At 65.9% G+C, this 24,691-nt stretch carries 22 protein-coding genes; 10 read left to right on the top strand and 12 right to left on the bottom strand.

Going from position 1 to position 24,691, the window contains the following annotated elements; genetic code table 11:
• Nucleotides 1–5: 5 nt before the first annotated feature.
• A complete protein-coding gene (locus tag DSD28_RS10010) occupies nucleotides 6–809 on the top strand; it encodes an endonuclease/exonuclease/phosphatase family protein (protein ID WP_119256238.1) in 804 nt (267 codons plus the stop codon).
• A gap of 39 nt (nucleotides 810–848) precedes the next feature.
• On the opposite strand, the gene DSD28_RS10005 is transcribed toward DSD28_RS10010, so the two are convergent.
• Nucleotides 849–1,712, bottom strand: a complete 864-nt coding sequence (locus tag DSD28_RS10005; protein ID WP_119256237.1) for an AraC family transcriptional regulator — start codon at nucleotides 1,710–1,712, stop codon at nucleotides 849–851.
• A gap of 180 nt (nucleotides 1,713–1,892) precedes the next feature.
• On the opposite strand from DSD28_RS10005, the gene DSD28_RS10000 reads away from it, so the two are divergent.
• Nucleotides 1,893–3,566 (top strand): SulP family inorganic anion transporter, encoded by a 1,674-nt coding sequence (locus tag DSD28_RS10000; protein ID WP_119256236.1) that lies wholly within the window; start codon nucleotides 1,893–1,895, stop codon nucleotides 3,564–3,566.
• Nucleotides 3,567–3,568: 2 nt separating this feature from the next.
• On the opposite strand, the gene DSD28_RS09995 is transcribed toward DSD28_RS10000, so the two are convergent.
• From DSD28_RS09995 to recA, 3 genes are all read right to left on the bottom strand, one after another.
• Entirely contained in the window at nucleotides 3,569–4,798 is a 1,230-nt protein-coding gene (locus tag DSD28_RS09995) for a GGDEF domain-containing protein (RefSeq protein ID WP_162911335.1), read from the bottom strand.
• Nucleotides 4,799–4,907: 109 nt separating this feature from the next.
• Nucleotides 4,908–7,568, bottom strand: coding sequence for an alanine--tRNA ligase (gene alaS / locus DSD28_RS09990; RefSeq protein WP_119256234.1), 2,661 nt, complete (start codon nucleotides 7,566–7,568; stop codon nucleotides 4,908–4,910).
• A gap of 359 nt (nucleotides 7,569–7,927) precedes the next feature.
• Nucleotides 7,928–9,013 (bottom strand): recombinase RecA, encoded by a 1,086-nt coding sequence (gene recA, locus DSD28_RS09985; RefSeq protein WP_119256233.1) that lies wholly within the window; start codon nucleotides 9,011–9,013, stop codon nucleotides 7,928–7,930.
• A 231-nt stretch (nucleotides 9,014–9,244) separates the two neighbouring features.
• Here recA and DSD28_RS09980 point away from each other — a divergent pair, with 231 nt between their 5' ends.
• Both DSD28_RS09980 and DSD28_RS09975 read left to right on the top strand, forming a co-directional pair.
• Nucleotides 9,245–10,192, top strand: a complete 948-nt coding sequence (locus DSD28_RS09980) for a carbohydrate kinase family protein (RefSeq protein ID WP_119256232.1) — start codon at nucleotides 9,245–9,247, stop codon at nucleotides 10,190–10,192.
• A 58-nt stretch (nucleotides 10,193–10,250) separates the two neighbouring features.
• Nucleotides 10,251–11,177, top strand: a complete 927-nt coding sequence (locus DSD28_RS09975) for a pseudouridine-5'-phosphate glycosidase (protein ID WP_119256231.1) — start codon at nucleotides 10,251–10,253, stop codon at nucleotides 11,175–11,177.
• Nucleotides 11,178–11,341: 164 nt separating this feature from the next.
• On the opposite strand, the gene cckA is transcribed toward DSD28_RS09975, so the two are convergent.
• Complete coding sequence (gene cckA / locus DSD28_RS09970; protein WP_119256230.1) at nucleotides 11,342–13,951, bottom strand: cell cycle histidine kinase CckA; 2,610 nt, start codon at nucleotides 13,949–13,951, stop codon at nucleotides 11,342–11,344.
• A gap of 295 nt (nucleotides 13,952–14,246) precedes the next feature.
• On the opposite strand from cckA, the gene DSD28_RS09965 reads away from it, so the two are divergent.
• The gene (locus DSD28_RS09965; protein WP_119256229.1) at nucleotides 14,247–15,224 is read left to right on the top strand and encodes a flagellar biosynthetic protein FliO; all 978 of its coding nucleotides are present in this window, start codon (nucleotides 14,247–14,249) and stop codon (nucleotides 15,222–15,224) included.
• 36 nt (nucleotides 15,225–15,260) lie between these two features.
• On the opposite strand, the gene DSD28_RS09960 is transcribed toward DSD28_RS09965, so the two are convergent.
• Together DSD28_RS09960 and dksA are read right to left on the bottom strand one after the other, a co-directional pair.
• Nucleotides 15,261–15,635: a VOC family protein gene (locus DSD28_RS09960; protein WP_119256228.1), complete on the bottom strand. Its 375-nt coding sequence runs from the start codon at nucleotides 15,633–15,635 to the stop codon at nucleotides 15,261–15,263.
• A gap of 194 nt (nucleotides 15,636–15,829) precedes the next feature.
• Nucleotides 15,830–16,249, bottom strand: coding sequence for an RNA polymerase-binding protein DksA (dksA, locus tag DSD28_RS09955; protein ID WP_119256227.1), 420 nt, complete (start codon nucleotides 16,247–16,249; stop codon nucleotides 15,830–15,832).
• A 361-nt stretch (nucleotides 16,250–16,610) separates the two neighbouring features.
• Between dksA and DSD28_RS09950 the strand changes: the two genes are divergently transcribed.
• From DSD28_RS09950 to DSD28_RS09935, 4 genes are all read left to right on the top strand, one after another.
• On the top strand, nucleotides 16,611–17,135 hold the full coding sequence (locus tag DSD28_RS09950; protein ID WP_245424797.1) for a SixA phosphatase family protein: 525 nt from the start codon (nucleotides 16,611–16,613) through the stop codon (nucleotides 17,133–17,135).
• Between the two features lie 69 nt (nucleotides 17,136–17,204).
• On the top strand, nucleotides 17,205–18,680 hold the full coding sequence (locus tag DSD28_RS09945; RefSeq protein WP_119256225.1) for a YcjX family protein: 1,476 nt from the start codon (nucleotides 17,205–17,207) through the stop codon (nucleotides 18,678–18,680).
• Complete coding sequence (locus tag DSD28_RS09940; protein WP_119256224.1) at nucleotides 18,677–19,738, top strand: YcjF family protein; 1,062 nt, start codon at nucleotides 18,677–18,679, stop codon at nucleotides 19,736–19,738. Before DSD28_RS09945 ends, DSD28_RS09940 begins: the two co-directional genes overlap by 4 nt.
• Nucleotides 19,739–19,885: 147 nt before the next feature.
• On the top strand, nucleotides 19,886–20,434 hold the full coding sequence (locus DSD28_RS09935; RefSeq protein WP_119256223.1) for a hypothetical protein: 549 nt from the start codon (nucleotides 19,886–19,888) through the stop codon (nucleotides 20,432–20,434).
• A 3-nt stretch (nucleotides 20,435–20,437) separates the two neighbouring features.
• On the opposite strand, the gene folK is transcribed toward DSD28_RS09935, so the two are convergent.
• From folK to folP, 3 genes are read right to left on the bottom strand one after another with little or no spacing between them, the layout of a single operon-like run.
• On the bottom strand, nucleotides 20,438–20,953 hold the full coding sequence (gene folK, locus DSD28_RS09930; RefSeq protein WP_119256222.1) for a 2-amino-4-hydroxy-6-hydroxymethyldihydropteridine diphosphokinase: 516 nt from the start codon (nucleotides 20,951–20,953) through the stop codon (nucleotides 20,438–20,440).
• Nucleotides 20,943–21,311: a dihydroneopterin aldolase gene (folB, locus tag DSD28_RS09925; protein WP_119256221.1), complete on the bottom strand. Its 369-nt coding sequence runs from the start codon at nucleotides 21,309–21,311 to the stop codon at nucleotides 20,943–20,945. The genes folK and folB overlap by 11 nt, the downstream gene beginning before the upstream one ends.
• Entirely contained in the window at nucleotides 21,308–22,207 is a 900-nt protein-coding gene (gene folP / locus DSD28_RS09920) for a dihydropteroate synthase (protein WP_119256220.1), read from the bottom strand. The genes folB and folP overlap by 4 nt, the downstream gene beginning before the upstream one ends.
• A gap of 150 nt (nucleotides 22,208–22,357) precedes the next feature.
• Between folP and DSD28_RS09915 the strand changes: the two genes are divergently transcribed.
• On the top strand, nucleotides 22,358–22,966 hold the full coding sequence (locus DSD28_RS09915; RefSeq protein WP_119256219.1) for a DUF922 domain-containing Zn-dependent protease: 609 nt from the start codon (nucleotides 22,358–22,360) through the stop codon (nucleotides 22,964–22,966).
• A gap of 402 nt (nucleotides 22,967–23,368) precedes the next feature.
• On the opposite strand, the gene DSD28_RS09910 is transcribed toward DSD28_RS09915, so the two are convergent.
• Nucleotides 23,369–23,689 (bottom strand): 2Fe-2S iron-sulfur cluster-binding protein, encoded by a 321-nt coding sequence (locus DSD28_RS09910; RefSeq protein ID WP_119256218.1) that lies wholly within the window; start codon nucleotides 23,687–23,689, stop codon nucleotides 23,369–23,371.
• 184 nt (nucleotides 23,690–23,873) lie between these two features.
• The gene (locus DSD28_RS09905; protein WP_119256217.1) at nucleotides 23,874–24,242 is read right to left on the bottom strand and encodes an Hpt domain-containing protein; all 369 of its coding nucleotides are present in this window, start codon (nucleotides 24,240–24,242) and stop codon (nucleotides 23,874–23,876) included.
• Between the last annotated feature and the right edge of the window lie 449 nt (nucleotides 24,243–24,691).

Genomic DNA, 24,691 nt, shown 5'->3' with positions numbered 1-24,691 from the left:
CGCGCATGAGGATCCTGTCGCTGAATGTCTGGGGCGGGATGCTGCATGCGCCGCTCCTCGACTATCTCGCCGCCGTCGACGCCGATATCTATTGCCTGCAGGAGGTGCCGCGCGCCGTCGCCGCCCGTTCCGAATGGCTGGCCTATCGCGACGGCGCTGTGGAGCTTCAGCAGCGCGCCAATCTCTACCGCGAGATCGCCGCCGTCCTGCCCGGTCACGACGGCTTCTTCGCCCCGACAGCTCGCGGTGAGCTGATGGACGGCGACCGCCCCTGCCATCAGGAATTCGGCCTCGCCACCTTCATCCGGCAGGACATCGCCGTCATCGGCCAGGCGCTCGATTTCGTGCACGGCGCCTTCTCTCCGCACGGCTTCGGCGCCCATCCCCGCGCCCGCAACGCCCATGCCTTCCGGCTCTACGACTACAAGGCGGACCGCCCGCTTTCCGTCGTGCAGTTTCACGGGCTTCGCGAGATCGACGGCAAGGGCGACACGGCGAGCCGCGCTGCGCAGGCCGACGCCCTTACGGCCCTCATCCAGCGCCTTCATCGGCGGGAAGAAGGCCTCGTCCTCTGCGGCGATTTCAACGTGCTTCCCGAAAGCCGCACCTTCCAGACCCTCTCGCGCCTCGGCCTGACCGATCTCGTCACGACTCGCGGCTTCACCGACACGCGCACGTCGCACTACACCAAGCCCGGCCGCCATGCGGACTACATGCTGGTGAATGCGGCCGTGCCTGTCGCGGATTTCACCGTGGTGGAGACACCGGAGGTTTCCGACCACAGGGCGCTGCTGCTGACTATCGATTGAGGTCGGGCCGCTTTGAGAGCGACCCGAGCACGTCTCAAACTAGACGGCAACCGGCTGTAGCGGCAGGCAGATTTCCGTCAGCAACTCGTTCGGCTGCACCTCGCGGGGATTGTTGAGATAGATCTCGAACATCACCTCGTCGCGGATCGAGCGGCCGGAGGCGGGCAGCCATGTGCCGTAGAGCCACCGATAGGCCGCGCCCATATTCGCATAGGGCCCCTGATGGCGCAGCACGGCATAGTCGCCGCCCGCCAGGACGCGCCGCGTCAGGGGCGGCTCGGCGGGGATATTCTCGTCAGCGGTGACGCAGGCGAAGGAGCGCAACTTCTCCTCCGCCACCAGATCGGGGTCGTCGAGGAAGAGGCCGATCATGCGCATGTCCGGCCGGAAGAGGTTCCGGGAAAAGAGCGTGCCGTAAAGCGCTTCGAAGGCCTTGCCGATGCCCATATAGGATCCGGTATGGGGAACGGCGAGCAGCGGCTCCTCTGCAAGGGTACGGATGGTGACATCGAACATGCGCGAAGACTCCTCGTTGCTTTCGGGGGCATAGGCGCGATGGGAACCTTCCCTGCGGTAGCGCGCCGGCGGCATGCCATAGGCGGCCGCGAAGGTGCGCGTGAAGGATTGCAGGTTGGGATAGCCCCATCGCGCGGCGATGTCCCGGACGGAGCGTGCACTGCGCACCAGATCGCCCGCCGCACGATGGAGACGCAGCCGGCGCACGGTCGCTACCAGCGTCTCGTTGTGCACGGCGCGGTAGACGCGGTGCCAGTGATGGGCGGAAAGGCAGGCGATCTCGGAGAGCCGGTCGAGGTCCAGGGCCTCGTCCAGATGTTCGTGGATATAGGCGGACACCCGCAGCAGGCGTTTTTCATAGGCCGCCCAGATCTCGTTCTCGCTCATGCCTTTTCCTCTCGCCGGGACGCATTGAACCAAGCACGAGGTAATTTCACAAATCCTGCGCTTCTCTCCTGCCTTGCAATTTTCGCATAGCCTTGCCTTCCGTCATTGCAAAATCGGGCGACTCGGCGTGAGATGCCCTCGCCGGCCCTTTCCCCCCATCACCGGCCTTTCGAGGCTCCCATGACCGATACATTGATGCCGAAGCTCGCCAGCGTTTTCGCGGAGGGCTACAGTCCCGCGCGTCTGCGCACAGATGCGCTTGCCGGCCTGACCGTGGCGATCGTCGCCCTGCCGCTTTCCATGGCGATCGCCATCGCCTCGGGCGTCACGCCCGACCGCGGCCTCTACACCGCCATCGTCGGCGGCTTCCTCGTCTCCGCGCTCGGCGGCAGCCGCTTCCAGGTGGGCGGGCCGGCGGGCGCCTTCATCGTGCTGGTCTCGGCAACCGCCGCCCGGCACGGGGTCGAGGGCCTGCTGCTCGCCACCTTCCTCGCCGGCATCATGCTGGCCATCGCCGGCTATCTCCGGCTCGGCAAATACATCAAGTTCATCCCCTATCCGGTGACGGTCGGCTTCACGGCCGGCATCGCCATCATCATCTTCTCCAGCCAGATCGGCGAACTCCTGGGGCTGAAGCTCGAAGGCCGCGAGCCGGGGCCGATCATCGAGAAGCTCGCCGCGCTCTGGGCCGCCCGCCCCACCTTCAACCCCGCTGCCTTCAGCGTTGCGGGGCTTACCATCGCGGTCATCCTGCTTCTGCGCCGCTTCCGCCCCTCCTGGCCGAACCTTCTCATCGCGGTCGCCGTCGCCTCGGCCGCGACCGCGCTCCTCGCCCTGCCGGCGGACACCATCGGCACCCGCTTCGGCGGCATCCCGCGCAGCCTGCCCGTTCCGGCGCTGCCCTCCTTCTCGCCCGACCTCGTCGTCGCCGTGCTGCCCGATGCGGTCGCCTTCGCCCTGCTCGGCGCGATCGAATCGCTGCTTTCCGCCGTCGTCGCCGACGGCATGACGGGCCGGCGGCATCGCTCCAGCATGGAGCTCGTCGCACAGGGCTTCGCCAATGTCGGCTCGGCGCTCTTCGGCGGCATCTGCGTGACCGGCACCATCGCCCGCACGGCGACGAATGTCCGCTCCGGCGCCACCAGCCCGGTCTCCGGCATGCTGCACGCCCTCTTCCTGCTGATCTTCATGCTCGTCGCCGCGCCGCTCGCCAGCTACATTCCGCTCGCCGCCCTTGCCGGCGTGCTCGCGGTCGTCTCCTTCAACATGATCGAGCGCCCGGCCATCGGCGCCCTCTTCCGCTCCTCGCGCGGCGACGCGGCGGTGCTCGTCGTGACCTTCCTCCTCGTCGTCTTCCGCGATCTCACCGAAGGCATCGTCGTCGGCTTCCTGCTCGGCGCCGTGCTCTTCATCGACCGCATGGGCAAGGCGGTGGATATCCGGGAGGAAACCGTGCCGCGCCTCGTGCGCGCCATCGAGGAGGCCGGCGAGGACAGCGGCCTGCCCGAGCGGCCGGTCGTGGCGGACGATCCGGATACGGTCGTCTATCGCATCAGCGGCGTGTTCTTCTTCGGCGCGGCCGCCAGCGTCGGCTCCGTGCTCGACCGCATCGCCGACCAGCGGCGCAATTTCGTGCTCGACTGCACCGACGTTCCGCTGCTCGATTCCACCGCCGCCAGCGTCATCGAAGGGCTGGTGCGCAAGGCCGACCGCGCGGGCGTCCGCGTCTTCATCGCCGGATTGAAACCGGATATGCGGCGGCTGCTGGAGGCCCATAAACTGCACGCCCCGCGCGTCGCCTATACGGCGACAGCCAATGCGGCTCTGGCGGAAATCGCAAGCAGGCCGGCGTAAAGTTAGCCGGCTACGGAAATGCCGTCCTGCTCGGGAGAAATCCGCATGCGTTCCGCAAGCGCGGTGAGGTTTCCACCAGGCCGGGCGAGCATCACGCGGTTGCGGCCGGCTTCCTTGGCGGCATAGAGCGCGCTGTCGGCCGCCGAATGCAGGCGGTCGAAATCCGCGCCGAAGGCCGCCACGTCGGCAAGGCCGATGCTGACCGAAACGCCGATCTCGCGCCCCTCGCAGGTCACCGACATGGCGGCGATCTCGCGGCGGAGCGTTTCGGCGAAGGGTTCCACCCGTTCGGCGCCCTGCCCGGGCGCAAAGAGCGCGAATTCCTCGCCACCGAACCGGCAGAACAGCATGGCCTCGTCCAGACAGGAGGAAACCCGAGCGGAAAAGCGCTTCAGCACCGCATCGCCCGCGACATGGCCATAGGTATCGTTGATCGCCTTGAATCGGTCGAGGTCGAAGATCATCAGCGTGCCCTCGCCCTTGCCGGAAAGGTGCACCCGCACATCCTCGAGGAACGAGCCGCGATTGGCGATGCCGGTCAGCGCATCCGTGCGCGAGGCCTGACGATAGATCGCCTCGCCGCGCTCCTTGATCAGCACCAGCATGGCGACGGCTGCAAGGATCGTATGGGCGAAGAGCTCCAGCGAGAAGACGGCGAACCAGGCCGAATGCGCCGTTCCGTCTGCAAGTGGCGCAGGGAAGAAGATCGCCAGCGGCACGCGCAGGAAGTAGATCATGCCATGCGTCACGAAGAAAAGCGCGGCGATGGACCGGGTCGGCAGTCGCTCGACCTTGCGGCCGCGCCAGATATCGATGCCGATGGCGCCCGAATAGGCGGCGATGATGATCGAGGACAGGATGATACGGTTGTTGACATCGCTCGCCACCGCATCGAAGCCGAGATAGGCGACGCTCCAGAGCAGCGGCCCCACCAGCACGACCAGAAGACTGGCGGAGCGGCGGTCGAAGACCCGGAAGCCGGCCCACATGAAGGCGTAGCCGAAGGCGGCGAACGCATTGCCGAGGCCGACGGTCAGGACCGGCAGGCCGATGGGCCGCAACGCGAAAAGCAGCGTGCAGGCCGAGCCCACCCACATGGACAGGCACCAGTAGCCGGCCGCCGCATGGCGCCGGTCGGTGAGCCAGACCTGCAGCATGAAAATCCCGACGACCATGGTCGACAGGAAGGTGCAGATCATCAAGGTCGAGATGCTGATGACGTCTTCAATCAATATGGGCACTCCACACGCCGGAATGCTAGGTGCAAACCTTGAAGACTTCGCAAACGAAACGGCGGGCCTGGGCCCGCCGCTCGATGAATTGTGGAGTAAAAAGAAACGCTTAGCCGGCCAGCGCCGCGGCAACGGCCTCGACCGCATCGCCGGCCCTGGCACCATCCGGCCCGCCGGCCTGCGCCATGTCCGGACGACCGCCGCCGCCCTTGCCGCCGAGCGCCTCGGAGGCGCGGCGAACGAGATCGACGGCGCTGAAGCGGGCGGTGAGGTCTTCCGTCACGGCAACCACGGCGCTCGCCTTGCCATCGGGCGAGACACCGACGAAGGTGACGACGCCCGAGCCGAGGCTCTTCTTGCCCTCGTCTGCAAGACTCTTGAGGTCCTTCGGCTCGACGCCGGTGACCACCTTGCCGAGATATTTTACGCCGGAAACCTCGCGCACGCCGTCGTCGCCGCCGGCAGAGCCGCCGGAGAGCGCCAGCTTCTTCTTGGCTTCCGTCAGCTCGCGCTCCAGCTTGCGGCGTTCGTCGACCAGTGCCTCGACGCGGGCGAGAACTTCGCCCGGCTGGGCCTTGAGCGCATTGGCGAGCGCCTTCACGCGCTCGTCCTGCTCGGCGAGATAGGCGCGGGCAGATTCCCCGGTCAGCGCTTCGAGACGGCGCACGCCCGAGCCGACGGCGCTGTCGGAAAGGATGCGCACGAGGCCAATCTCGCCCGTGGAGGAGACATGCGTGCCGCCGCACAGCTCGACCGAATAGGGCCGGTTGGCCTTGGCGCCGCGAATGCCGGTGCCCATGGAGACGACGCGGACCTCATCGCCGTATTTCTCGCCGAACAGCGCCATGGCGCCCTCGGCGATCGCGTCGTCCACCGTCATCAGACGGGTGGTGACCGGCGAATTCTGGACGATGATCTCGTTCGCCATGTCCTCGATGACGCGCAGTTCCTCGGCCGTCATGGGCTTGGGATGCGAGACGTCGAAGCGCAGGCGCTCGGGCGCGACCAGCGAGCCCTTCTGGGCGACATGGGTGCCGAGCACTTCGCGCAGCGCCTCGTGCAGGAGGTGCGTTGCCGAATGGTTGGCGCGCAGCCGCGAGCGGCGGGCGTGATCGACCGTGAGCGCCACGGCGTCGCCGACCTTGATCGTGCCTTCGGTGACGGTCGCGGTGTGGACGAAGACGCCGTCGCCCTTCTTCTGGGTATCGGTAACCGCAAGGCGCGCATTGTCGGTGGCGATGGTGCCGGTATCGCCCATCTGGCCGCCGGATTCGCCGTAGAACGGGGTCTGGTTGAACACGAGCTGGACCGTGTCGCCGGCCTTGGCGCTGTCGACCGTCTTGCCTTCGCTGACGATCGCCTGGACGACGCCTTCGGCGGTTTCCGTGTCGTAGCCGAGGAATTCGGTCGCGCCGAGCTTTTCGCGCAGCTCGAACCAGACGGTCTCCGTCGCCGCCTCGCCGGAGCCGGCCCAATGGGCGCGGGCTTCCGCCTTCTGGCGCTCCATGGCATCCGTGAAGCCGGAAAGATCGACGCCGATGCCGCGGCCGCGCAGCGCGTCCTGCGTCAGGTCGAGCGGGAAGCCATAGGTGTCGTAGAGCTTGAAGGCGGTCTCGCCGTCGAGCGTATCGCCCTTGTGCAGCGTGTTGGTGGCGTCGGAGAGAAGGTTCAGGCCGCGCTCCAGCGTGGTGCGGAAACGGGTTTCCTCCAGCTTCAGCGTCTCGGAGATCAGCGCTTCGGCGCGCTGCAGCTCCGGATAGGCGCGGCCCATCTCGCTGACCAGCGTCGGCAGCAGCTTCCACATCAGCGGTTCTTTCGCGCCGAGAAGCTGCGCGTGACGCATGGCGCGGCGCATGATGCGGCGCAGCACATAGCCGCGGCCGTCCTTGGCCGGCAGGACGCCGTCGGCGATCAGGAAGGCGGAGGAGCGCAGGTGGTCGGCGATGACGCGGTGGCTGGCGCGGGCCTCGCCTTCCGCCGGAACGCCGGTCGCCTCGACGGAGGCGTCGATCAGTGCACGGAAGAGGTCGATATCGTAGTTGTCATGCTTGCCCTGCAGCAGCGCGGCGATGCGCTCCAGGCCCATGCCGGTGTCGATGGACGGACGCGGCAGGTCGAGGCGCTCGTCCTTCGTGATCTGCTCGAACTGCATGAAGACGAGATTCCAGATCTCGATGAAGCGGTCGCCGTCCTCTTCGGGCGAGCCGGGCGGGCCGCCCCAGATATGATCGCCATGATCGTAGAAGATCTCCGAACAGGGGCCGCACGGGCCGGTATCGCCCATCGCCCAGAAATTGTCGCTGGTCGGGATGCGGATGATGCGGTCGTCGGAAAAGCCGGCGATCTTCTTCCACAGGTCGAAGGCCTGGTCGTCCGTGTGGTAGACGGTGACGAGCAGCCGGCTCTTGTCGATGCCGAATTCCTTCGTGATCAGGTTCCAGGCAAGCTCGATGGCGCGCTCCTTGAAGTAGTCGCCGAAAGAGAAGTTGCCGAGCATTTCGAAGAAGGTGTGGTGGCGCGCGGTATAGCCGACATTGTCGAGGTCGTTGTGCTTGCCGCCGGCACGCACGCATTTCTGCGCGGTGACCGCCGTGGAATAGGGACGCGACTCCAGGCCGGTGAAGACGTTCTTGAACTGCACCATGCCGGCATTGGTGAACATCAGGGTCGGGTCGTTGCGCGGCACGAGCGGGCTCGACGAGACAACCTCGTGGCCTTCCCTGCGGAAATAGTCGAGGAAAGTCGACCGGATCTCATTCACGCCGCTCATGTCGCGTCCTTCATCTTGGCGCCGCCTGCCCCGCAGGCTGCGCATCATCCACCCAATGTCATATTCGGCAGACGCGAAACCGCCCCGCCGGCCGGAGTGCCCGCCGGAAGCCCCTTGCGAGGCTCTCCATCCGCCAGTTCCGTCGAAACTGCACACGCCGGCCGCCTTTCCCGGGAAAGGCCGTAAACCGCGGGCGCGCGCGAGAATTGATGGCTTTTATCGCCCGCACCCTTCCCTGTCCAGACACCAAAAAACCGGCCTTTCACGAAGAAGAGGCCGGTTTCCGGATTATCGTTCCGCATGAGGCGCAATCGCAGACCGATCCGCTTCATGCGAAGGCGCGCGCGGCGCCGGAGCGATCAGGGCTCGCCGTCGTCGCCGTCGTTCGGGTCCGGACCGCCGTTTTCCAGGAAGCGGTCGGCGATCAGGCCGGCATTCTGGCGCAGCGTCATCTCGATCTCGCGGGCGAGATCCGGATTGTCGCGCAGGAACGTCTTGGCGTTCTCGCGGCCCTGGCCGAGACGCTGGCTGTTGTAGGAGAACCAGGCGCCGGACTTCTCGACGATGCCGGCCTTAACGCCGAGGTCGATAAGCTCGCCCGTCTTGGAGACGCCCTCGCCATACATGATGTCGAATTCGACCTGCTTGAAGGGCGGGGCCATCTTGTTCTTGACGACCTTGACGCGGGTCTGGTTGCCGATGACCTCGTCGCGCTCCTTGACCGCGCCGATGCGGCGGATGTCGAGGCGGACGGAAGCATAGAACTTCAGCGCATTGCCGCCCGTCGTCACTTCCGGCGAGCCGTAGACGACGCCGATCTTCATGCGGATCTGGTTGATGAAGATGACCATCGTGTTGGACTTGGAGATGGAGGCCGTCAGCTTGCGCAGCGCCTGGCTCATCAGGCGGGCCTGGAGGCCCGGCAGGCTTTCGCCCATCTCGCCCTCGATTTCGGCGCGTGGCGTGAGCGCGGCGACCGAGTCGACGACCAGCACGTCGATGGCGCCGGAGCGTACCAGCGTGTCGGTGATCTCGAGCGCCTGTTCACCGGTGTCGGGCTGCGAGATCAGCAGGTTTTCCAGGTCGACGCCGAGCTTGCGGGCATAGACCGGGTCGAGCGCGTGTTCGGCATCGACGAAGGCGCAGATGCCGCCCTTCTTCTGGGATTCGGCAATGGTCTGGAGCGCCAAGGTCGTCTTGCCCGAGCTTTCCGGACCGTAGATCTCGATGATGCGGCCCTTCGGCAGGCCGCCGATGCCGAGCGCGACGTCGAGGCTGAGAGAGCCCGTCGAAACCGTCTCGACCTCGATGACGCTGTCCTTTCCGCCGAGCTTCATGATGGAGCCCTTGCCGAAGGAGCGCTCGATCTGAGAGAGAGCCGCTTCGAGTGCCTTGCTTTTATCCACTGTTTTATCCTCTACGAGCCGCAAAGTGTTCTGTGCCATTTGGTCCACCTTTAGGTTATTGAAGCAAGACAGGCAACGAAGCCGCCGATGAAAGCTATGTACACTTTTTGTTCTCATTTCGCAAGACCCATTCATCTCATTGAATGACTTTGGAAATCGAGAGCGTGTTCTATTTTCGTTTCAGCGGGCGAGCGGCACGAAAGACGAGACAGGATACCACGGCCGATCAGGCTCCATGCGGGCGAATCGGCGGGGATGCGAAGGAAGACCATGACGGACAGGACGATACTGGTGATGGGCGGCGCCCATGTGGACAGGCGCGGACGCATCGCCGGCGAAACGGTGCCGGGCGCAAGCAATCCGGGCGCCTGGTTCGTGGAAGCGGGCGGCGGTGCCTTCAATGCGGCGCGCAACCTTTCCCGGCTCGGCCACAAGGTGCGGCTCGTTTCGCCGCGCGGCGGCGATTCCGACGGCGACATCGTTGCCGCCGCCGCGGCCGTGGCCGGCGTGGAGGATACGCCCTTCATCTTCCTCGATCGCGCGACGCCGAGCTACACCGCCATCATCGAGCGCGACGGCAACCTCGTCATCGCGCTGGCCGACATGGAGCTCTACCGGCTGTTCTCGCCGCGCCGCCTTCAGCAGCGCGCGATGCGCGAGGCGATCGACACGGCCGCGCTCATCCTCACCGATGCCAACCTGCCGGGCGAGACGCTCGCCGCCATGGTCGAGGCAGCCAAGGCGTCGGGCGTTCCGGTCGCCGGCATCGCCATTTCCCCGGCCAAGGTGGTGCGGTTCCAGGACAGCCTTTCCGCCCTCGCCTTCCTCTTCATGAACGAGGCGGAAGCCCGCACGCTGACGGGCGAGACACCGGAAAACCCCGCCGACTGGCCGAAGGCGCTGCGCGCCGCCGGGCTTTCCGCAGGCGTCGTCACGCGCGGCGGCAAGGGCGTGATTGCCTTCGACGAAAAAGGCGCGGCCCTCGTCATTCCGCCGGATATCCCGGCTCTCGGCGACGTGACCGGCGCCGGCGATTCGCTCGCCTCCGGCTTCCTCAGCGCATGGACGGGCGGCGCGACGGTCGGCGAGGCGCTGCGCCACGGCGTCGCGGCAGCGGCGATCACCGTGCGCTCGCCTCTGGCGGTGGCCGAAGAAATGTCGCAGGCCACCCTTTCGGGCGCACTTTCTCTTGTGCCGGAGGCTGAAATCCTGTCATGAGACTTTTTTGCTCGAAATCCAGAGCAAGATTCCTCCCAGGACTCTCAAGGAAAACAGCATGACCAGACCCGTATCCCCTCTCCTGCCCATGCGCTACTCGGCCGAAGTGGCCGCCGCGAAGGAACGCGGCGCGCCCATCGTCGCCCTCGAATCGACGATCATCACGCACGGCATGCCCTATCCGGGCAATCTCGACATGGCCCGCAGCGTCGAGCGCATCATCCGTGAACAGGGCGCCGTGCCCGCCACCATCGCCGTCATCGACGGCGTGCTGCATATCGGCCTCGAAGACGCCGAACTCGAAGCGCTCTCGCAGACCAAGGGTGCCCTGAAGGTCTCGCGCGCCGACATCGCCTTCGCGATCGCCGAGCGCCGCACCGGCGCCACCACCGTCGCCGCCACCATGATCGGCGCGGCGCGCGCCGGCATCAAGGTCTTCGCCACCGGCGGCATCGGCGGCGTCCACCGCGGCGCGGAAGAAACCTTCGACATCTCCGCCGACCTGGAAGAGTTGGGCCGCACCGGCGTCATCGTCGTCTGCGCCGGCGCCAAGGCGATTCTCGACATTCCGAAGACGCTGGAGGTTCTGGAAACGCGCGGCGTGCCGGTCGTGACCTATGACAGCCCGACCTTCCCGGCCTTCTGGTCGCGCGATTCGGGCCTCAACAGCCCGCTGACGCTGAACAGCCCCGCGGCCATCGCCAACTTCCAGAAGGTGCGCGACCAGCTCGGCATCGACGGCGGCATGCTGATCGCCAATCCCGTACCGGCCGCCGACGAGATCCCGCGCGACGAAATGGAAATCTACATCGCCCGCGCAATCGACAATGCCGAACGCGACGAGATCGCCGGCAAGGCCGTGACGCCGTACCTGCTCGACAACCTCTTCCACCTGACGGACGGCCGCAGCCTGAAGACGAACATCGCGCTGGTGGAAAACAATGCGCGGCTGGCGGCGGAAATCGCCGTAGCGCTGGTCGATTGATGACGAAGACGGAAGGAAGGTCCGAAACCTCTCCTTCCGTCATGCTCGGCCCTGTCCGGGGCATCTCCAACGCCACATTTTTCGATACGTTGGCAGATCCTCGGCACGAGGCCGAGGATGACGAGTGGGGCAAGAATCCCTATCCACCCGCGAAGGGCGTTTGTTTATGCGTCCAGCATTTCCCTGACAGCTTCGGCGAGCTGCTTCAGCGAGAACGGCTTCGGTAGGAAGCCGAACTTGGCGTCGGCGGGCAGGTTGCGGGCGAAGGCGTCCTCGGCGTAGCCGGAGACGAAGATGAACTTCATGTCCGGATAGGATTTGCGCAGTTCGCGCAACAGCGACGGGCCGTCCATCTCGGGCATGACGACGTCGGAAACGACGATGTCGACCGCGCCGTTCAGCTCTTCCATGATGTCGAGCGCCTCGACGCCGGAACCGGCCTCGTGCACCGTATAGCCGCGCGTTTCCAGCATGCGCTTGCCGCCGCGGCGCACCGCCTCCTCGTCCTCGACGAGAAGGACGACGGCCGAGCCGCCGGTGAGGTCGCGCGGTTCCTTTTCCGGCGCCTGCGCGACGGCCGCGGGCTGCTGCTCGCCGGCCTGCGCGGTCGCGGCGGTCTCGGCGGCCGGCACGGCCTCTTCGGTATGGCGCGGCATGAGGATGCGGAAGGTCGTGCCCTTGCCGACTTCGGAATCGAGATAGATGTAGCCGCCGGACTGCTTGACGATGCCATAGACCATCGACAGGCCGAGGCCGGTGCCCTTGCCGACTTCCTTGGTGGTGAAGAAGGGCTCGAAGATCTTGTCGATGATCTCGGGCGGAATGCCGGTGCCCTGGTCGGCGACCTCGACTTCCACATAATCGCCGGGCGGCAGGTCGCGCAGGTTCCGCGCTGCGGCCTCCTCGGCCTCGACATTGCGCGTGCGGAAGGTGATCGTGCCGCCTCCCGGCATGGCATCGCGCGCATTGACGGCAAGGTTGATCAATACCTGTTCGAACTGGCCGAGATCCGTCTTCACCGGCCACAGGTCCCGGCCGTATTCGACGTCGATCTTGACGTTCGTGCCGGTCATCCGGTCGACGAGCATGCGCAGGTCGCCGATGACGTCCGTGAGGTTCAGGACGGTCGGCCGCATCGTCTGCTTGCGCGAGAAGGCGAGAAGCTGGCGCACCAGCACGGCGGCGCGGTTGGCGTTGCGCTTGATCTCCATGAGATCGGCGAAGCTCGCATCGGACGGGCGCGCGGAAAGAAGCAGATGGTCGGAGGACAGCAGGATCGCCGTCAGCACGTTGTTGAAGTCGTGCGCGATGCCGCCGGCAAGCGTGCCGACCGCATTCATCTTCTGCGTCTGCGCCATCTGCGTCTCGAGCGCCTTCTGCTCGGTGATCTCGACGGCGTAGACGATGGCGGCCTCTTCCGGCGCCTCGTCGCTCTGGTCGATGACGGCGTTCACATAGAAGCGGAAATGCCGACCGTCGTCGCCGGGATGCAGCGAATCGAGCGGCGGAATGTCGCCCTGCCGGTCCCTTGCCGCATCGAGCGCCGATTGCAGGCGCAGGCGGTCCGTCTCGTGCACGATGGTCTCGAGCTTGGCGCCGCGGTCGATATCGTCGCGCGAGACGACGCCGGAGAAGAGTTTCAGGAACGGCGCGTTGGTGCGCAGGATGCGCCCGTCGCCGTCCACCGAGGCGATGGCCATCGGCGTGTTGTTGAAGAAGCGCGTGAAGCGCATCGAGGCGATGGAGGCGGACTGGTCGTTCTGGCTCCCCTCTTCGCGCGCCAGCACGATGGTGCGGCTCTCGCCCGGCGCGCCATCGCGCATGGAGGAGACGCGGTGCACGATGCGCACCGGCAGGCTCTGGCCGTTGGTCTTGCGCAGATCGAGGTCCAGCGTCTCCGTGCGCTTGAGGCCCGGCTCGGCCTGCACGGACTGGATGAGCGCTAGCCCCTCGCCCGCCACCACGTCGGCGATGGAAAGCGAGCCCGGATGGAACTTCGTCAGGTCGATGCCGAGCCATTCGGCGAGCGTGGCGTTGAGATAGACGATCTCGCCCTTGCGGCCGGCGGAGAAGAAGCCGGCCGGCGCGTGGTCGAGATAATCGATGGCGTTCTGCAATTCCTTGAAGAAGCGCTCCTGATCGTCGCGCTCGGAGGTGATGTCGGAAATCTGCCAGATATAGAGCGGCTGGCGGGCATTGCCGGAATTCGGCAGCACGCGCGCCTTGAGGCGATACCAATGGGCACCCGAACCGTTGGCGGAAGACGGGTTGAGCGCCTTCTGGACGCGGAATTCCTCCGCCCCTTCCTTGCCCTCGTGCAGGCCGTTCGTCAGGCGGTATACGGCCTCGGTGGCGTCGCGGTTGCGCGACAGCAGCGTTTCCAGCGGCTGCACCTCCGCCTCGCCCTTCGCCCCCGTCAGCGCGCCATAGGCGGCGTTGGCATAGACGATGCGGCCTTTGCGGTCGGTAACGACCGTGCCGTCCGGATGCGAATCGACGAAGGCGCGCGCAAGCCCGTCCGAACCGTTCGCCTGCGGCATGATCTCGATGAAGCCGATCAGCGCGGAAACGACGAAGAAGATGCCGGCCATGGCGAGCACGCCGAGGACGCCGAGCACGATCTCGTTGTCGAGCTGGTTCTTGAAGAGGATGAAGGCCCCGGCGGACGCCGCCAGGACGACCGCGAGCAGCACGATGCGCAGCACCACCGCCGGCCGCAGGCCGCGGTCCACGATCGGCACATTGTCCTCGCCCGGCCGCTTCATCGTCGTCATCAATCCCTCGTCTGCAACTGTCCGGCCTTGCGCTGTGGCCGGACCCGATGCCAGAATCATGTTTATCCGCCCGAGGGAAGCGCAAAAAGCCGCCCGAGGGAAGCAAGGCGGCGAATTCACAGGGAATATTCGAGGTCTTACCCTCGCAATTTCCGCATGCTGCCATAGTTGGGCGGCGATGACGACGGCAATAGGTGCTGGACAAGCGGCGTGCCGCGCTTGTACGAGCCCGTAAAAAGCCGTCAAATGCTGTCAGTTTGACGAAGCAACCCGTCCACCGAGGAGTGACTGCGCCATGCCCCAGGAGATCCTAGCAGAGAACGGCATGAAATTCGCCATTGCCGCGGCGGTGGTGCTGCTCGGCCTCCTCTGCCTCGCGCTGGTGCTGTGGATCATCCGCGGCCGGCCCTCCTCGCCGTTCATTCGCGGCGGGCGCAACCGGACGCCGCGCCTTGCCGTCTTGGACGCCGCTGCGATCGACACGCGCCGCCGCCTCGTGCTGGTGCGCCGCGACGATGTCGAGCATCTCGTCATGATCGGCGGCCCGACGGATATCGTCATCGAATCCCGCATCGTCTCCGCCGCTGCCGAAGCGGCCCCGGCCGCTGAAAAGCCGGTCGAGAAGGCCCTGCGCGCCGAGCCCTCGCCCGCCGTGCAGGAGGCAATCGCCAAGACTGCCGAGACCCCGCTCGCCGCCCGCTCCGCCACGGCGGGCGTGGCCGCCGGAACCGTTCCCCTCGCCGCCGAGCGCCAGCCGGCCGCGCTGCCAGAAGGCGTCTCGGCCATGAGCAAGGTGCTCTATTCCGGTGACGAGGATGCCGCCGTCCGCGCCCTGCCCGCGCGTCCCGCCCAGCAGCCGGCCGCCGTCGCGCAGCAGGCGCAGACCGGCACGCAGCAGCGCGTGCCGGAACGCCGCGTCGAGGAGATGCTGGAGCAGAATCGCCAGCGCGTGCTGTCACCGCAGACGGCTGCCACGGTCACCCAGCCCGTGCAGCGCCCCGTCACCAGCGCGGCGATCACCAACCCGACGGCGAGCGCCGCCGACAATCCGGCGCTGGTGAGCGAATTCGAAAAGATCCTCGAAGCGGAAATGGCGAACAATGCCGCTGCCGCGGCTACCGTTCCGGCCCGCACCGTCACCCAGCCGACGACCAATCCCATGCAGACCGCGGCGATGATCGGCCAGGGCCAGTCCGCCGCCAAGAGCCGCGAGGAGACGGAAGCGGAAATGGCCCGCCTGCTCGGCGAGATCGCCGCGAACCGTAAGGCCTGATCTTCCGGCCCGACAAGGGAACCGAGGCGTGAAGGATCACGCCTCCGGCGTGTGACAAACCGCTTCGATATTGTGCCCGTCGGGACCGATGACGAATGCCGCGTAATAGTTCGCATGGTAGCGGGGACGCAGGCCCGGAGCACCATTGTCCTTGCCGCCTGCTTCCAGAGCGGCACGGTGGAAGGCATCCACCTGTTCCCGGCGCTCGGCGACGAATGCAAGGTGAAGATGCGCCGGCTTCTCCTCTGTCCGGTAAAGACACAGCGACACCTTGCCGTCCGAACTCATCTCCACGCCATAGGCCGGCGTTCCTTCCGAGACGACGGCCACGCCGAGCGGCGCGAGCGCCTTGAGAAAGAAGGCCTTGCTCGCTTCATAGTCGCTGACGCCGAATTTCACATGATCGAACATGGTTCCTCCTGAAGCTCGGACAACGCTGGCTAGGGTTCGAAAACCAGAAACCAAAAAGCCGCCGGGATATCCGCGGCGGCTTTTGGCAGTCTTCCCGATGTCACGCGGTCCGAAAACCGCCCGCACCGGACAATGTCCGATGTTCGATCCTTGCCGGCGCGGCCTGCGAGCCTCCTCGGACCCGCAGGAAACGCCTACTCGTCGCGATACACCTTCTCCCGACGCTCATGGCGCTCCTGCGCCTCGATCGACAGCGTTGCGATCGGACGGGCGTCGAGACGCTTGAGGCCGATCGGTTCGCCGGTTTCCTCGCAATAGCCGTAGGTGCCTTCGTCGAGACGCTGGAGCGCCGCATCGATCTTGGAGATCAGCTTGCGCTGGCGGTCGCGAGCGCGAAGCTCGATGGCACGGTCGGTTTCCGAGGATGCCCGGTCCGCGAGGTCCGGGTGGTTGGCGCTTTCTTCCGCCAGATGATCGAGGGTTTCGCGCGCTTCGCGCAGGATATCGTTTTTCCAGGCGTTCAACTTCGCTCGAAAGTAGGCGCGCTGGTTTGCATTCATGAATTCCTCGCCCTCATCGAGGACGAAATTGCTAAGATCGATCTTCTCACTCAACGCGATTCTCCTGAAGAACATCTCAAGGCGCGCTGTATATCCCCACGGGTAACGCGATTCAAGCCTGCCGGGACTTACCCACGGTTTTCGCGCGTGCCTCTATTTTAAACCCTGCCAGACTAATATTTCATCAAGATTACAACGGGATGGGGAAAACGTCCCCGAATCGGCCCCAAATTTGCTTGCCGCTTCACACGAAAAGGTGTCCCCAGAATGGGCCAAGCGCCATCCCTGCCGTGAATTTAAGCACAGAATTCTTGCCATGCCGGCAACGGCGCAAAACCGGTTGATCTTTCCGGCAAGGAAAGACATGAAGTCTGAAGACGGCATCGATCATGCCGCAGGCGGATGGAGGACAGACTTGGCATCTCTCGGCACGCCGGCCTTCCGGCTCTATATCCTTCGCCACGCCCGCGCCGCCTGGGCCCAGCCCGGCCAGTCGGATTTCGACCGGGCGCTCGACGACGACGGCTTCGCCGAAGCCGAGGTGATCGCCGAGGAAGCGGCCGATCAGGGCTACCGGCCGGACCTCATCATCTCCTCGACCGCCGTGCGCTGCCGCCAGACGGCGGAACCGTTCCATCGCGCCGTCAGCGAGGAGCTTTCCATAGACTATGTCGACTCGCTCTATTCCGGCACGATCGACGCCTATGCAGAGCTCGCCTTCGCGAACCGGCGGGAAAGCGCCGTGATGGTCGTCGGCCACAATCCGATGATCGAGGAATTCTTCCATCGCCTCGTCGGCAAGGAGATCGCCGAGACCGCCGCGCCCTTCGGCTACCCGACGGCGGGCCTCGCCATCCTCGATTTCGACCGGCGCCCGACGGAAGAGGATTACACGGGCGCCTGCCTTGCCGGCTTCATGGCGCCGCGTCCGGCCCATTGACGAAACGGCGTCGCCTCTTTTCCTGCCGGATTTCGTTTCCTATATCGCCCTCGATGCTGGAAAGAGACCTTGCCGCCTAGCCTGACCACCTTCACCGACGAAGCCCGGCTCGCGCTCGATGCGCTCACCGGCCGCGCCACCAATCTCGTCAGCCCGTCGATCCGGCTGGGCGTGACGGGTCTTTCGCGCGCCGGCAAGACGGTCTTCATCTCCTCCCTCGTGCACAATCTGCTGAACGGCGGACGCCTGCCGCTGTTCGAGGCCGGCCGCTCCGGCCGCGTCTCGAAGATCCGGCTGGAGCCGCAGCCGGACGATGCCGTGCCGCGCTTCCAGTACGAGGACCATATCCGCGCGCTTGTCGCCGACCGCCTCTGGCCGGACTCGACCCGCGCCATCTCGCAACTCCGCATCACGTTGGATTATGAGAGCGCGTCCGGCTGGGGCCGCCTGTTCTCGCCCGGCAAGCTCTCCATCGACATCGTCGACTATCCCGGCGAATGGCTGCTGGACCTGCCGCTGCTGGCGCAGGATTTCCGCACCTTCAGCCGGAACACCGTCGCGCTCGCGCAGTCCGGCATCCGCGCCGAGCTCGCGCGCGACTGGCTGGCGCTTTCCGGCACGGTCGATCCCGCCGCCCATGCGGAAGAGGCCACCGCCCGGTCGCTCGCCGAAGCCTTCACCGCCTATCTGAAAGCCTGCAAGTCCGACGAGCGCTCGCTTTCCACCCTGCCGCCCGGCCGCTTCCTGATGCCGGGGGACCTCGAAGGCTCGCCCGCGCTTACCTTTGCCCCCTTGCCGAACCTTGCGGCAGGCAGTCCCGCCAGGGGCTCGCTGCATGCGATGATGGAGCGCCGCTACGAAGCCTACAAGGCCCATGTCGTGCGCCCCTTCTTCCGCGAGCATTTCGCCCGCCTCGACCGGCAGATCGTGCTGATCGACGCGCTTCAGGCGATCAATCGCGGCACTGAAGCCGTCCACGACCTGGAGCGGGCGCTCGGCGACGTGCTCGACTGCTTCCGCGCCGGCGCCAACAGCTTCCTCTCCTCCTTCGTCACGCGCCGCATCGACCGCATCGTCATCGCCGCCACCAAGGCCGACCACCTGCATCATGAAAGCCATCCGCGGCTGGAGGCCATCACCCGCCGGCTGGTCGAGCGCGCCATCGAGCGCATCGGCATGAGCGGCGCGGGCATCGAGGTCATGGCGCTCGCCTCCGTGCGCGCCACCCGCGAAGCGACCGTCAAGCACGATGGCGAGGACCTGCCGGTCATCGTCGGCGTGCCGATGGCGGGCGAGAGGATCGACGGCGAGGTCTTCGACGGCGAACGGAAAACAGCGATATTTCCCGGGGACTTGCCGAAGGATCCGGATTCACTTTTTCAAGCGCTTGAATCGTCCGCTGAAGGCGAAGCGCCGCATCTTCTCAATTTCGTCCGCTTCCGCCCGCCGCATATCGAGGAGACCGGCGGCGGCCTGAAACTGTCGGTTCCGCATATCCGCCTCGACCGGGCGCTGCAATATCTCATCGGAGACCGGCTCGCATGACAGACCGTCCGCGCAGGCCCGCCGCCTTCTCGCTTCCGCCCGCCGCGGCGAAGGAACCGGAGCGCAGCAAGCCCCGCACGCCCGCCGCCTTCGACGATGCCGTGACGCTGACGCCGGACGCGGACGATCCCTTCATCGCCACCACGGCCGACCTGCCCGAGCTGATGCCGCCTGTCGCGACGCCCCGTCCGCGCCGCCTGACGCTCGGCCGCATCGCCTTCGGCGCGCTCGGCCTCCTCCTCTCGCTCGCCGTCGGGCTCTGGGTGGATGCGCTGATCCGCGATCTCTTCACCCGCAACGACTGGCTCGGCTATCTCGCGGTCGCCGCCGCCGCCGTCGCCGTGCTCGCCCTTCTCGGCGTAGTGCTGCGCGAGCTCATCGGACTGCGCCGGCTCGCCGCCGTGCAGGACCTCAAGCACGATATCCTCGAAGCCGCCGCCTCCCCGACGCCGTCGGTCGGCCGCGCCATCGTCTCCCGCCTCGTCCATCTTCTCGCCGCCCGGCCTCAGACGGCCCGGGGGCGTGCAAGGCTCGCCGAGACCGAGGGCGAGATCATCGACGCCGCCCATCTCGTCGACCTTGCGGAGCGGGAGCTGATGGCTCCGCTCGACCGCGAGGCGCGGGCATTGATCCTCGGCGCCGCCAAGCGCGTCTCCATCGTCACCGCCGTCAGCCCGCGCGCGCTGGTCGACCTCGGCTATGTCGTCTACGAAAGCAGCCGGCTGGTGCGCGGCATGGCGGAACTCTATGGCGGAAGGCCGGGCAAGATCGGCATGCTGCGCCTGATGCGCGACGTCATCGCCCACCTCGCCGTCACCGGCTCCATCGCCATGGGCGACAGCCTCGTCCAGCAGGTGCTCGGCCACGGCATCGCCTCCAAGCTCTCCGCGCGGCTCGGCGAAGGCGTCATCAACGGCCTGATGACGGCACGAATCGGCATCGCCGCCATGGACCTCTGCCGGCCCATGCCCTTCCGCGCGCTGAAACGGCCCGGCATCGGCGATTTCATCGGCGACCTGACGCCGGGAACCGGGAGCAGCCGCCGCGACGAGGCGTGACCGGACTGCAACACCCCGGTTCTCAGGGCCTCGGCCATAATCAAATACGAATGGACAGGGCGGCGGGAAACCGTCCATTAACCATTTTCGCGCAAATCTCCTCTCACCAGAGCAGGCCAGATGGCCGTCGCCCATCAAGGATCGTTCATGTACTCGCGCACCTCTTTGATCGCCCGCGTCTCCGTAGCGGCCATTCTCGCAACCACCGCCTTCGCCCCTCCGGCCGCCGCCGGCTCGCGCGACAAGGCATTCTTCCAGCAGGTCGCGGGCAACTGGCAGGGCAGCGGCGAAATCGTCGCCGGCAAGTACAAGGGCACCAAGTTCAGCTGCGACCTCACCGGCGACACCGCCGCCGCGAAGGATGCCGGCATCCAGCTCGACGGCTTCTGCCGCGTCGGCGTGTTCAAGCAGCCGATGTCCGCGCTGATCACCAAGGCGGGCGCCACCTACAAGGGCAAGTTCCTCGACGGCGCGAACGGCAAGGGCCTCGACATCACCTCCGGCCAGGTCGCCGGCAACAAGGTCGTCGTCGGCATCAACCGCCAGAAGCTCAACGGCGCGATGATCGCGCGGCTGGAGAGCGACAACAAGATGAACATCACCATCTCGGTGAAGGTCGAGAACAAGATGGTCCCGGTCATCGGCCTGTCGCTGGACCGCAGCCTCGACGACATCGCCGTCGGCTCGATCAAGTAAGGCTCAGGCCTTCCACCAGTCCGGGCCGGCGCTCGCCGGCTCGATCCCCGCGACATCCGCATCCTTAAGCCACGCCTCGACGGTCCGCCCCTCGACAATGAGAGTTGGCGCGACATCCGCCAGCGGCATCAGCACGAAGCCGCGCGCCGTCATGCGCGGATGCGGCAGCTCCAGCCGGCCACCCGCTTGCTTCACGCCCTCATAGGTCAGGACATCGATATCGATAGTGCGCGGCCCCCAGCGCTCCTTGCGCTCGCGCTTCATGTCACGCTCGATGCCGAGACAGGCATCGAGAAGCGCTTCCGGGGCGAGCGTCGTCTCCACCAGCGCGCAGGCATTGAAGAACCAGTCCTGGTCCGTCTTGCCCCAAGGCGGCGTGCGATAGAGCCGCGATGCGGCGACGACGCGGCAGTCCGGCCGCGCATCGAGCATGCGCAGCGCCTCCGCCATCGATCGCACCGGATCGCCGATATTGCCGCCGAGGCCGAGCGTCGCCCGGCGGAGGGGCTCAGACGGCATGGTCGACCGTCACCTGGACATAATCGAGCACGCCGGGCACCGGCGCGTTCGGTTTGCGCACGGTGATGCGCGCGCGGGAAATCTGCGGGAAGCGCGCACAGAGAACGGTGGCGATCTCCTGCGCCAGCGCCTCGATGAGGTAGCGCCGCTGGCCGGTGACGATCTTCTCGATCTCCTGGAAGGCGACGCCGTAATCGACGGTCGATTCGATCGCATCGTCGGAAAGCGGGCGCAGCGGCCGCACGTCCAGCTCGGCATCGACGAAGAAGCGCTGCCCCAGGAATTCCTCGGCATCGTGCAGGCCGTGGCGGGCGAAGAAGGCGCAGTTCTTGAGCGTGATCGTATAAGTCGTGGTCATGGTCTATCCTGTCCGGTTGGCTCTCCGGCGCGCGCCTCGCGCGCCTTCACCTTGCGCCCTGCGTCGAGCATAGCATCCGCCATGGCAAGCGCATCCCTGTTGATTGCGACATCGTGCACCCTGAAGACCGCCGCGCCGGCGACACGCAGCAGCGCCGTCGTCGCGGCCGTGCCCGCATCCCGCTCCGCCGCCTCGCGGCCGGTGACCGCACCGACGAAGCGCTTTCGCGACGTGCCGGCGAGAATGGGCAGTTCGAAGCCGAAAAGCGCGCCGAAACGCGCCATGAGCTCGATATTCTCGTCTGTATCCTTGGCAAAGCCGAAGCCGGGATCGAGCACCATGGCCTCGCGGGCGACACCGGCCTCCCGCGCGATCTCCAGCGAACGGCCGAGGAAGAGATACTGGTCCTCCACGACGTCGGGGAGCTTCTGCCGGTCGCGGCCGGTATGCATGATGCAGAGCCCCGCCCCGGTCTCGGCCGCCACGCGCGCAATATCGGGCTCGCGCTGCAGCCCGTGCACGTCGTTGACGATATGCGCGCCGGCGGCAACGGCGAGCCGGGCGGTTTCGGCGCGGTAGGTATCGACGGAGAGAATGGCGTCCGTGGTGCCGGCAAGCGCCTCGATGACGGGCAGGATCCGGTCCTGCTCCTCGGCGGCCGTCACGGCCGCGGCGCCGGGCCGGGTCGATTCCCCGCCGATATCGATGATCTCGGCGCCTTGTTCCAGACAGAGGATTGCCTGCATCACCGCGGCATCCGCGCTGTCGAATTTTCCGCCGTCGGAAAAGGAATCGGGGGTGACGTTGACGATTGCCATCAGAATGCCACGCGGGCCGAGTTCCAGATGCCGACCGTGCGCAAGCGCCCAGCGGAAGGGTTCGAACGGCGAGAACATGGCGGTTTCCTCCCGCGATTAACCAGTGCCCTGAAAGGGTGTTGCGCTCGCCGAGCCTATGCCCCAAGCTTAAAGGAAGTTCAACCGGTTCAGCGTATCGAGCCGGCACACCATCGGCGGATCCGGTGGCGAAAGGAATGCTGAACCGAAATGAAGACCATCGCCCGCCTGATGGCCGTTGCCGCCCTCGCCTGCCTCGCTCTCCAGCCGGCCCGCGCCGAGACGATCACCTCGAAGTCCTTCGCCTATTTCTCCGTCGGCGGGCGCACGGCCGCCGAACTCGACGAAGAATTGTCGAAGCGCGGCCCCGTCATGAAGCACAGCGGTTCGCGCCATCCCGGCGCCACGCGGATCAAGTGGGGCGGCTCCGTCACCTATGTGCGGCGCGGGGACCGCTGCGCGGTGGGCAATGCCAGGGTCACGCTCTCCACCCAGATCATCCTGCCCCGCTGGAAGAACCGCAAGCGCGCGACGCCCTCGCTCGCCCTCATCTGGGACACGCTTTCCGCCGACATCCGCCGCCATGAGGAACGCCACGCCGAAATCGCCCGGAACCACGCCCGCGACCTGGAGCGCACCCTCAAGCGCCTGCCGCCGGAAGCAAGCTGCGAGCGCATGCAGGCGCGGGTCGACCGGGTGACCGCCGATGCCGTCGCAAAGCACGACGCCGACCAGGCGCGCTTCGACCGCATCGAGTCGAAGAACTTCAACGACCGCATGATGCGCCTGCTCACGCACCGCCTCAACAACGGCAAGTGAGTAAAGGCCGCAGGGCCTTGCATGTATTTCCCGAAAAATTCCCAGTGCAACCGGAACGGATCAAGCCGAGAGCAGCGCGACCTGCACAAAATCAGTGGTGAATTTTAGCGATAGCGCAATTCTGCAAATCATCTTATCGTCATTCCAACAGCGATCGGGAAGTTTCTCTTGCTTTCCAACGCAGCATGAATTGGTTTTGACAGGTTCTCCTGGCGCATCCCTATCGAAGCAGCAGGTGTTCTCCTCCCTCTCCTGACTGCGATGCGCCCTCCTGGCCTCGCTCGTCCCTGGTGACCGGCGAGGCATTTTTTTGTCCATCTATTCTTGGGAAAGAACAGACCTCACCCGTTCTCTGCTTCACGCGCGAAGAAGAGCGGCAAGGTTTCTATCCGGGGGATGATGTCAGGCCTGGCGTTCCGGCACGTGGACGACGAGCCCGTCGAGCGCATCCGACATCTTGATCTGACAGGAAAGCCGCGAGGTCGGGCGGACATCGTAGGCGAAGTCCAGCATGTCCTCTTCCATCGCCTCCGGCGGGCCGACGACGGCGCTCCAGGCATCGTCGACATAGACATGACAGGTCGCGCAGGCGCAGGCACCGCCGCATTCCGCCTCGATGCCGGGCACGGAATTGCGCACGGCATTTTCCATCACCGTGGAACCGTTGGCGACATCCAGTTCGTGACGCGTGCCGTCGAAGGCGACAATGGTGAGTTTGCTCATGATGACTTCCGGATCCTGTAGGCTGCCCGGTGCGGGCACGTGACTGGACGGCAGAGAGGGTGCGCGCCGCCGGTTTTCCGGCGGCTGTTTCCAACAAAACCTGTCACCAGTCAACATAGTGCGCCGCATCCGGGACTTTAAGGACCCGGCGCCGCGCGGCCGCCCTTGCGGCAGGGACTGCCGCTCAGCGGCAGAGTTTCAGGATGAAGTTTTCAGCCTCGACCACGGCGGCCGTGACATTCGCCAGCGCAACGGCATTTGCGGGATTGCGCTCCAGCGCCTCGGCGGCCGCGCCGACGATGGTGGCGCCGACGGACTGGGCCGAGCCCTTGAGGCGATGGGCGACGGCGGCGCGGGCGGGGCCCTGCGTTTCCGCGATCTCCTTCATGCTGGCGCGGGCCTGCCGTGCGAACATCTGCAGCACTTCCAGTTCCAGGGCCTTGTCGCCCATGGTCTGCCGGGCAAGGTGTACCAGATCGATCGGTCGTCCATTCGGGGGACACATGCCGCCCGGATTGTCGGGCGCCTCGAATGCGATGTTGAGCGCTGCCATTGCCAATATCCTTATATACGCTACGTACGCTTGTTTCGTTGTGATGCACGCAGATGCCGGCGGGTGGCGCAGGCGTTTTCCGCCCTTCCGCACCGTTCACCCGGCAATTCATTCTGCGCGGCCGGCGCGCCTATCCGATTAAAAGGCGGCGCAAAATGGGCATGAATCGCAAACTATGGTTAACGGCTGAAAAATTGCCGTTTTCTCAAGTTTTCCATCGCGATACGGATTCGCCCGATTTTAACTTCCTGTTAAGTTTCGGGCGAAGGGAGATGGCAATGAATTGTGTGATACAGGCTAATGTGTCACTACGATACGACCGGGTAGTCCCGGTGGATAAACCGTGCGCGGAGATACACCCTTTCACCGTTTCGGTTTATCGAGCGAAGTTGGAATGAACGGCGGTCCGGACGCTGCTTGCCATGAGGGTTAGCAGCAAGACCGGCCAC

This window comes from Shinella zoogloeoides (assembly GCF_003574625.1).
In the GTDB taxonomy this organism is placed as follows: domain Bacteria; phylum Pseudomonadota; class Alphaproteobacteria; order Rhizobiales; family Rhizobiaceae; genus Shinella; species Shinella zoogloeoides_A.
Note: the sequence above shows the minus strand (reverse complement) of the source record. Positions and strands in the feature narration are given on the sequence as shown.

Excerpts from the sequence above, each read along its gene's own strand:
- DSD28_RS10010 (WP_119256238.1), top strand. The coding sequence starts at position 6 with ATGAGGATCCTGTCGCTGAATGTCTGGGGCGGGATGCTGCATGCGCCG.
- DSD28_RS10005 (WP_119256237.1), bottom strand. The coding sequence starts at position 1,712 with ATGAGCGAGAACGAGATCTGGGCGGCCTATGAAAAACGCCTGCTGCGG.
- DSD28_RS10000 (WP_119256236.1), top strand. The coding sequence starts at position 1,893 with ATGACCGATACATTGATGCCGAAGCTCGCCAGCGTTTTCGCGGAGGGC.
- alaS (WP_119256234.1), bottom strand. The coding sequence starts at position 7,568 with ATGAGCGGCGTGAATGAGATCCGGTCGACTTTCCTCGACTATTTCCGC.
- recA (WP_119256233.1), bottom strand. The coding sequence starts at position 9,013 with ATGGCACAGAACACTTTGCGGCTCGTAGAGGATAAAACAGTGGATAAA.
- DSD28_RS09980 (WP_119256232.1), top strand. The coding sequence starts at position 9,245 with ATGACGGACAGGACGATACTGGTGATGGGCGGCGCCCATGTGGACAGG.
- DSD28_RS09975 (WP_119256231.1), top strand. The coding sequence starts at position 10,251 with ATGACCAGACCCGTATCCCCTCTCCTGCCCATGCGCTACTCGGCCGAA.
- cckA (WP_119256230.1), bottom strand. The coding sequence starts at position 13,951 with ATGACGACGATGAAGCGGCCGGGCGAGGACAATGTGCCGATCGTGGAC.
- DSD28_RS09965 (WP_119256229.1), top strand. The coding sequence starts at position 14,247 with ATGCCCCAGGAGATCCTAGCAGAGAACGGCATGAAATTCGCCATTGCC.
- DSD28_RS09960 (WP_119256228.1), bottom strand. The coding sequence starts at position 15,635 with ATGTTCGATCATGTGAAATTCGGCGTCAGCGACTATGAAGCGAGCAAG.
- DSD28_RS09940 (WP_119256224.1), top strand. The coding sequence starts at position 18,677 with ATGACAGACCGTCCGCGCAGGCCCGCCGCCTTCTCGCTTCCGCCCGCC.
- DSD28_RS09935 (WP_119256223.1), top strand. The coding sequence starts at position 19,886 with ATGTACTCGCGCACCTCTTTGATCGCCCGCGTCTCCGTAGCGGCCATT.
- folK (WP_119256222.1), bottom strand. The coding sequence starts at position 20,953 with ATGCCGTCTGAGCCCCTCCGCCGGGCGACGCTCGGCCTCGGCGGCAAT.
- folB (WP_119256221.1), bottom strand. The coding sequence starts at position 21,311 with ATGACCACGACTTATACGATCACGCTCAAGAACTGCGCCTTCTTCGCC.
- folP (WP_119256220.1), bottom strand. The coding sequence starts at position 22,207 with ATGTTCTCGCCGTTCGAACCCTTCCGCTGGGCGCTTGCGCACGGTCGG.
- DSD28_RS09915 (WP_119256219.1), top strand. The coding sequence starts at position 22,358 with ATGAAGACCATCGCCCGCCTGATGGCCGTTGCCGCCCTCGCCTGCCTC.
- DSD28_RS09910 (WP_119256218.1), bottom strand. The coding sequence starts at position 23,689 with ATGAGCAAACTCACCATTGTCGCCTTCGACGGCACGCGTCACGAACTG.
- DSD28_RS09905 (WP_119256217.1), bottom strand. The coding sequence starts at position 24,242 with ATGGCAGCGCTCAACATCGCATTCGAGGCGCCCGACAATCCGGGCGGC.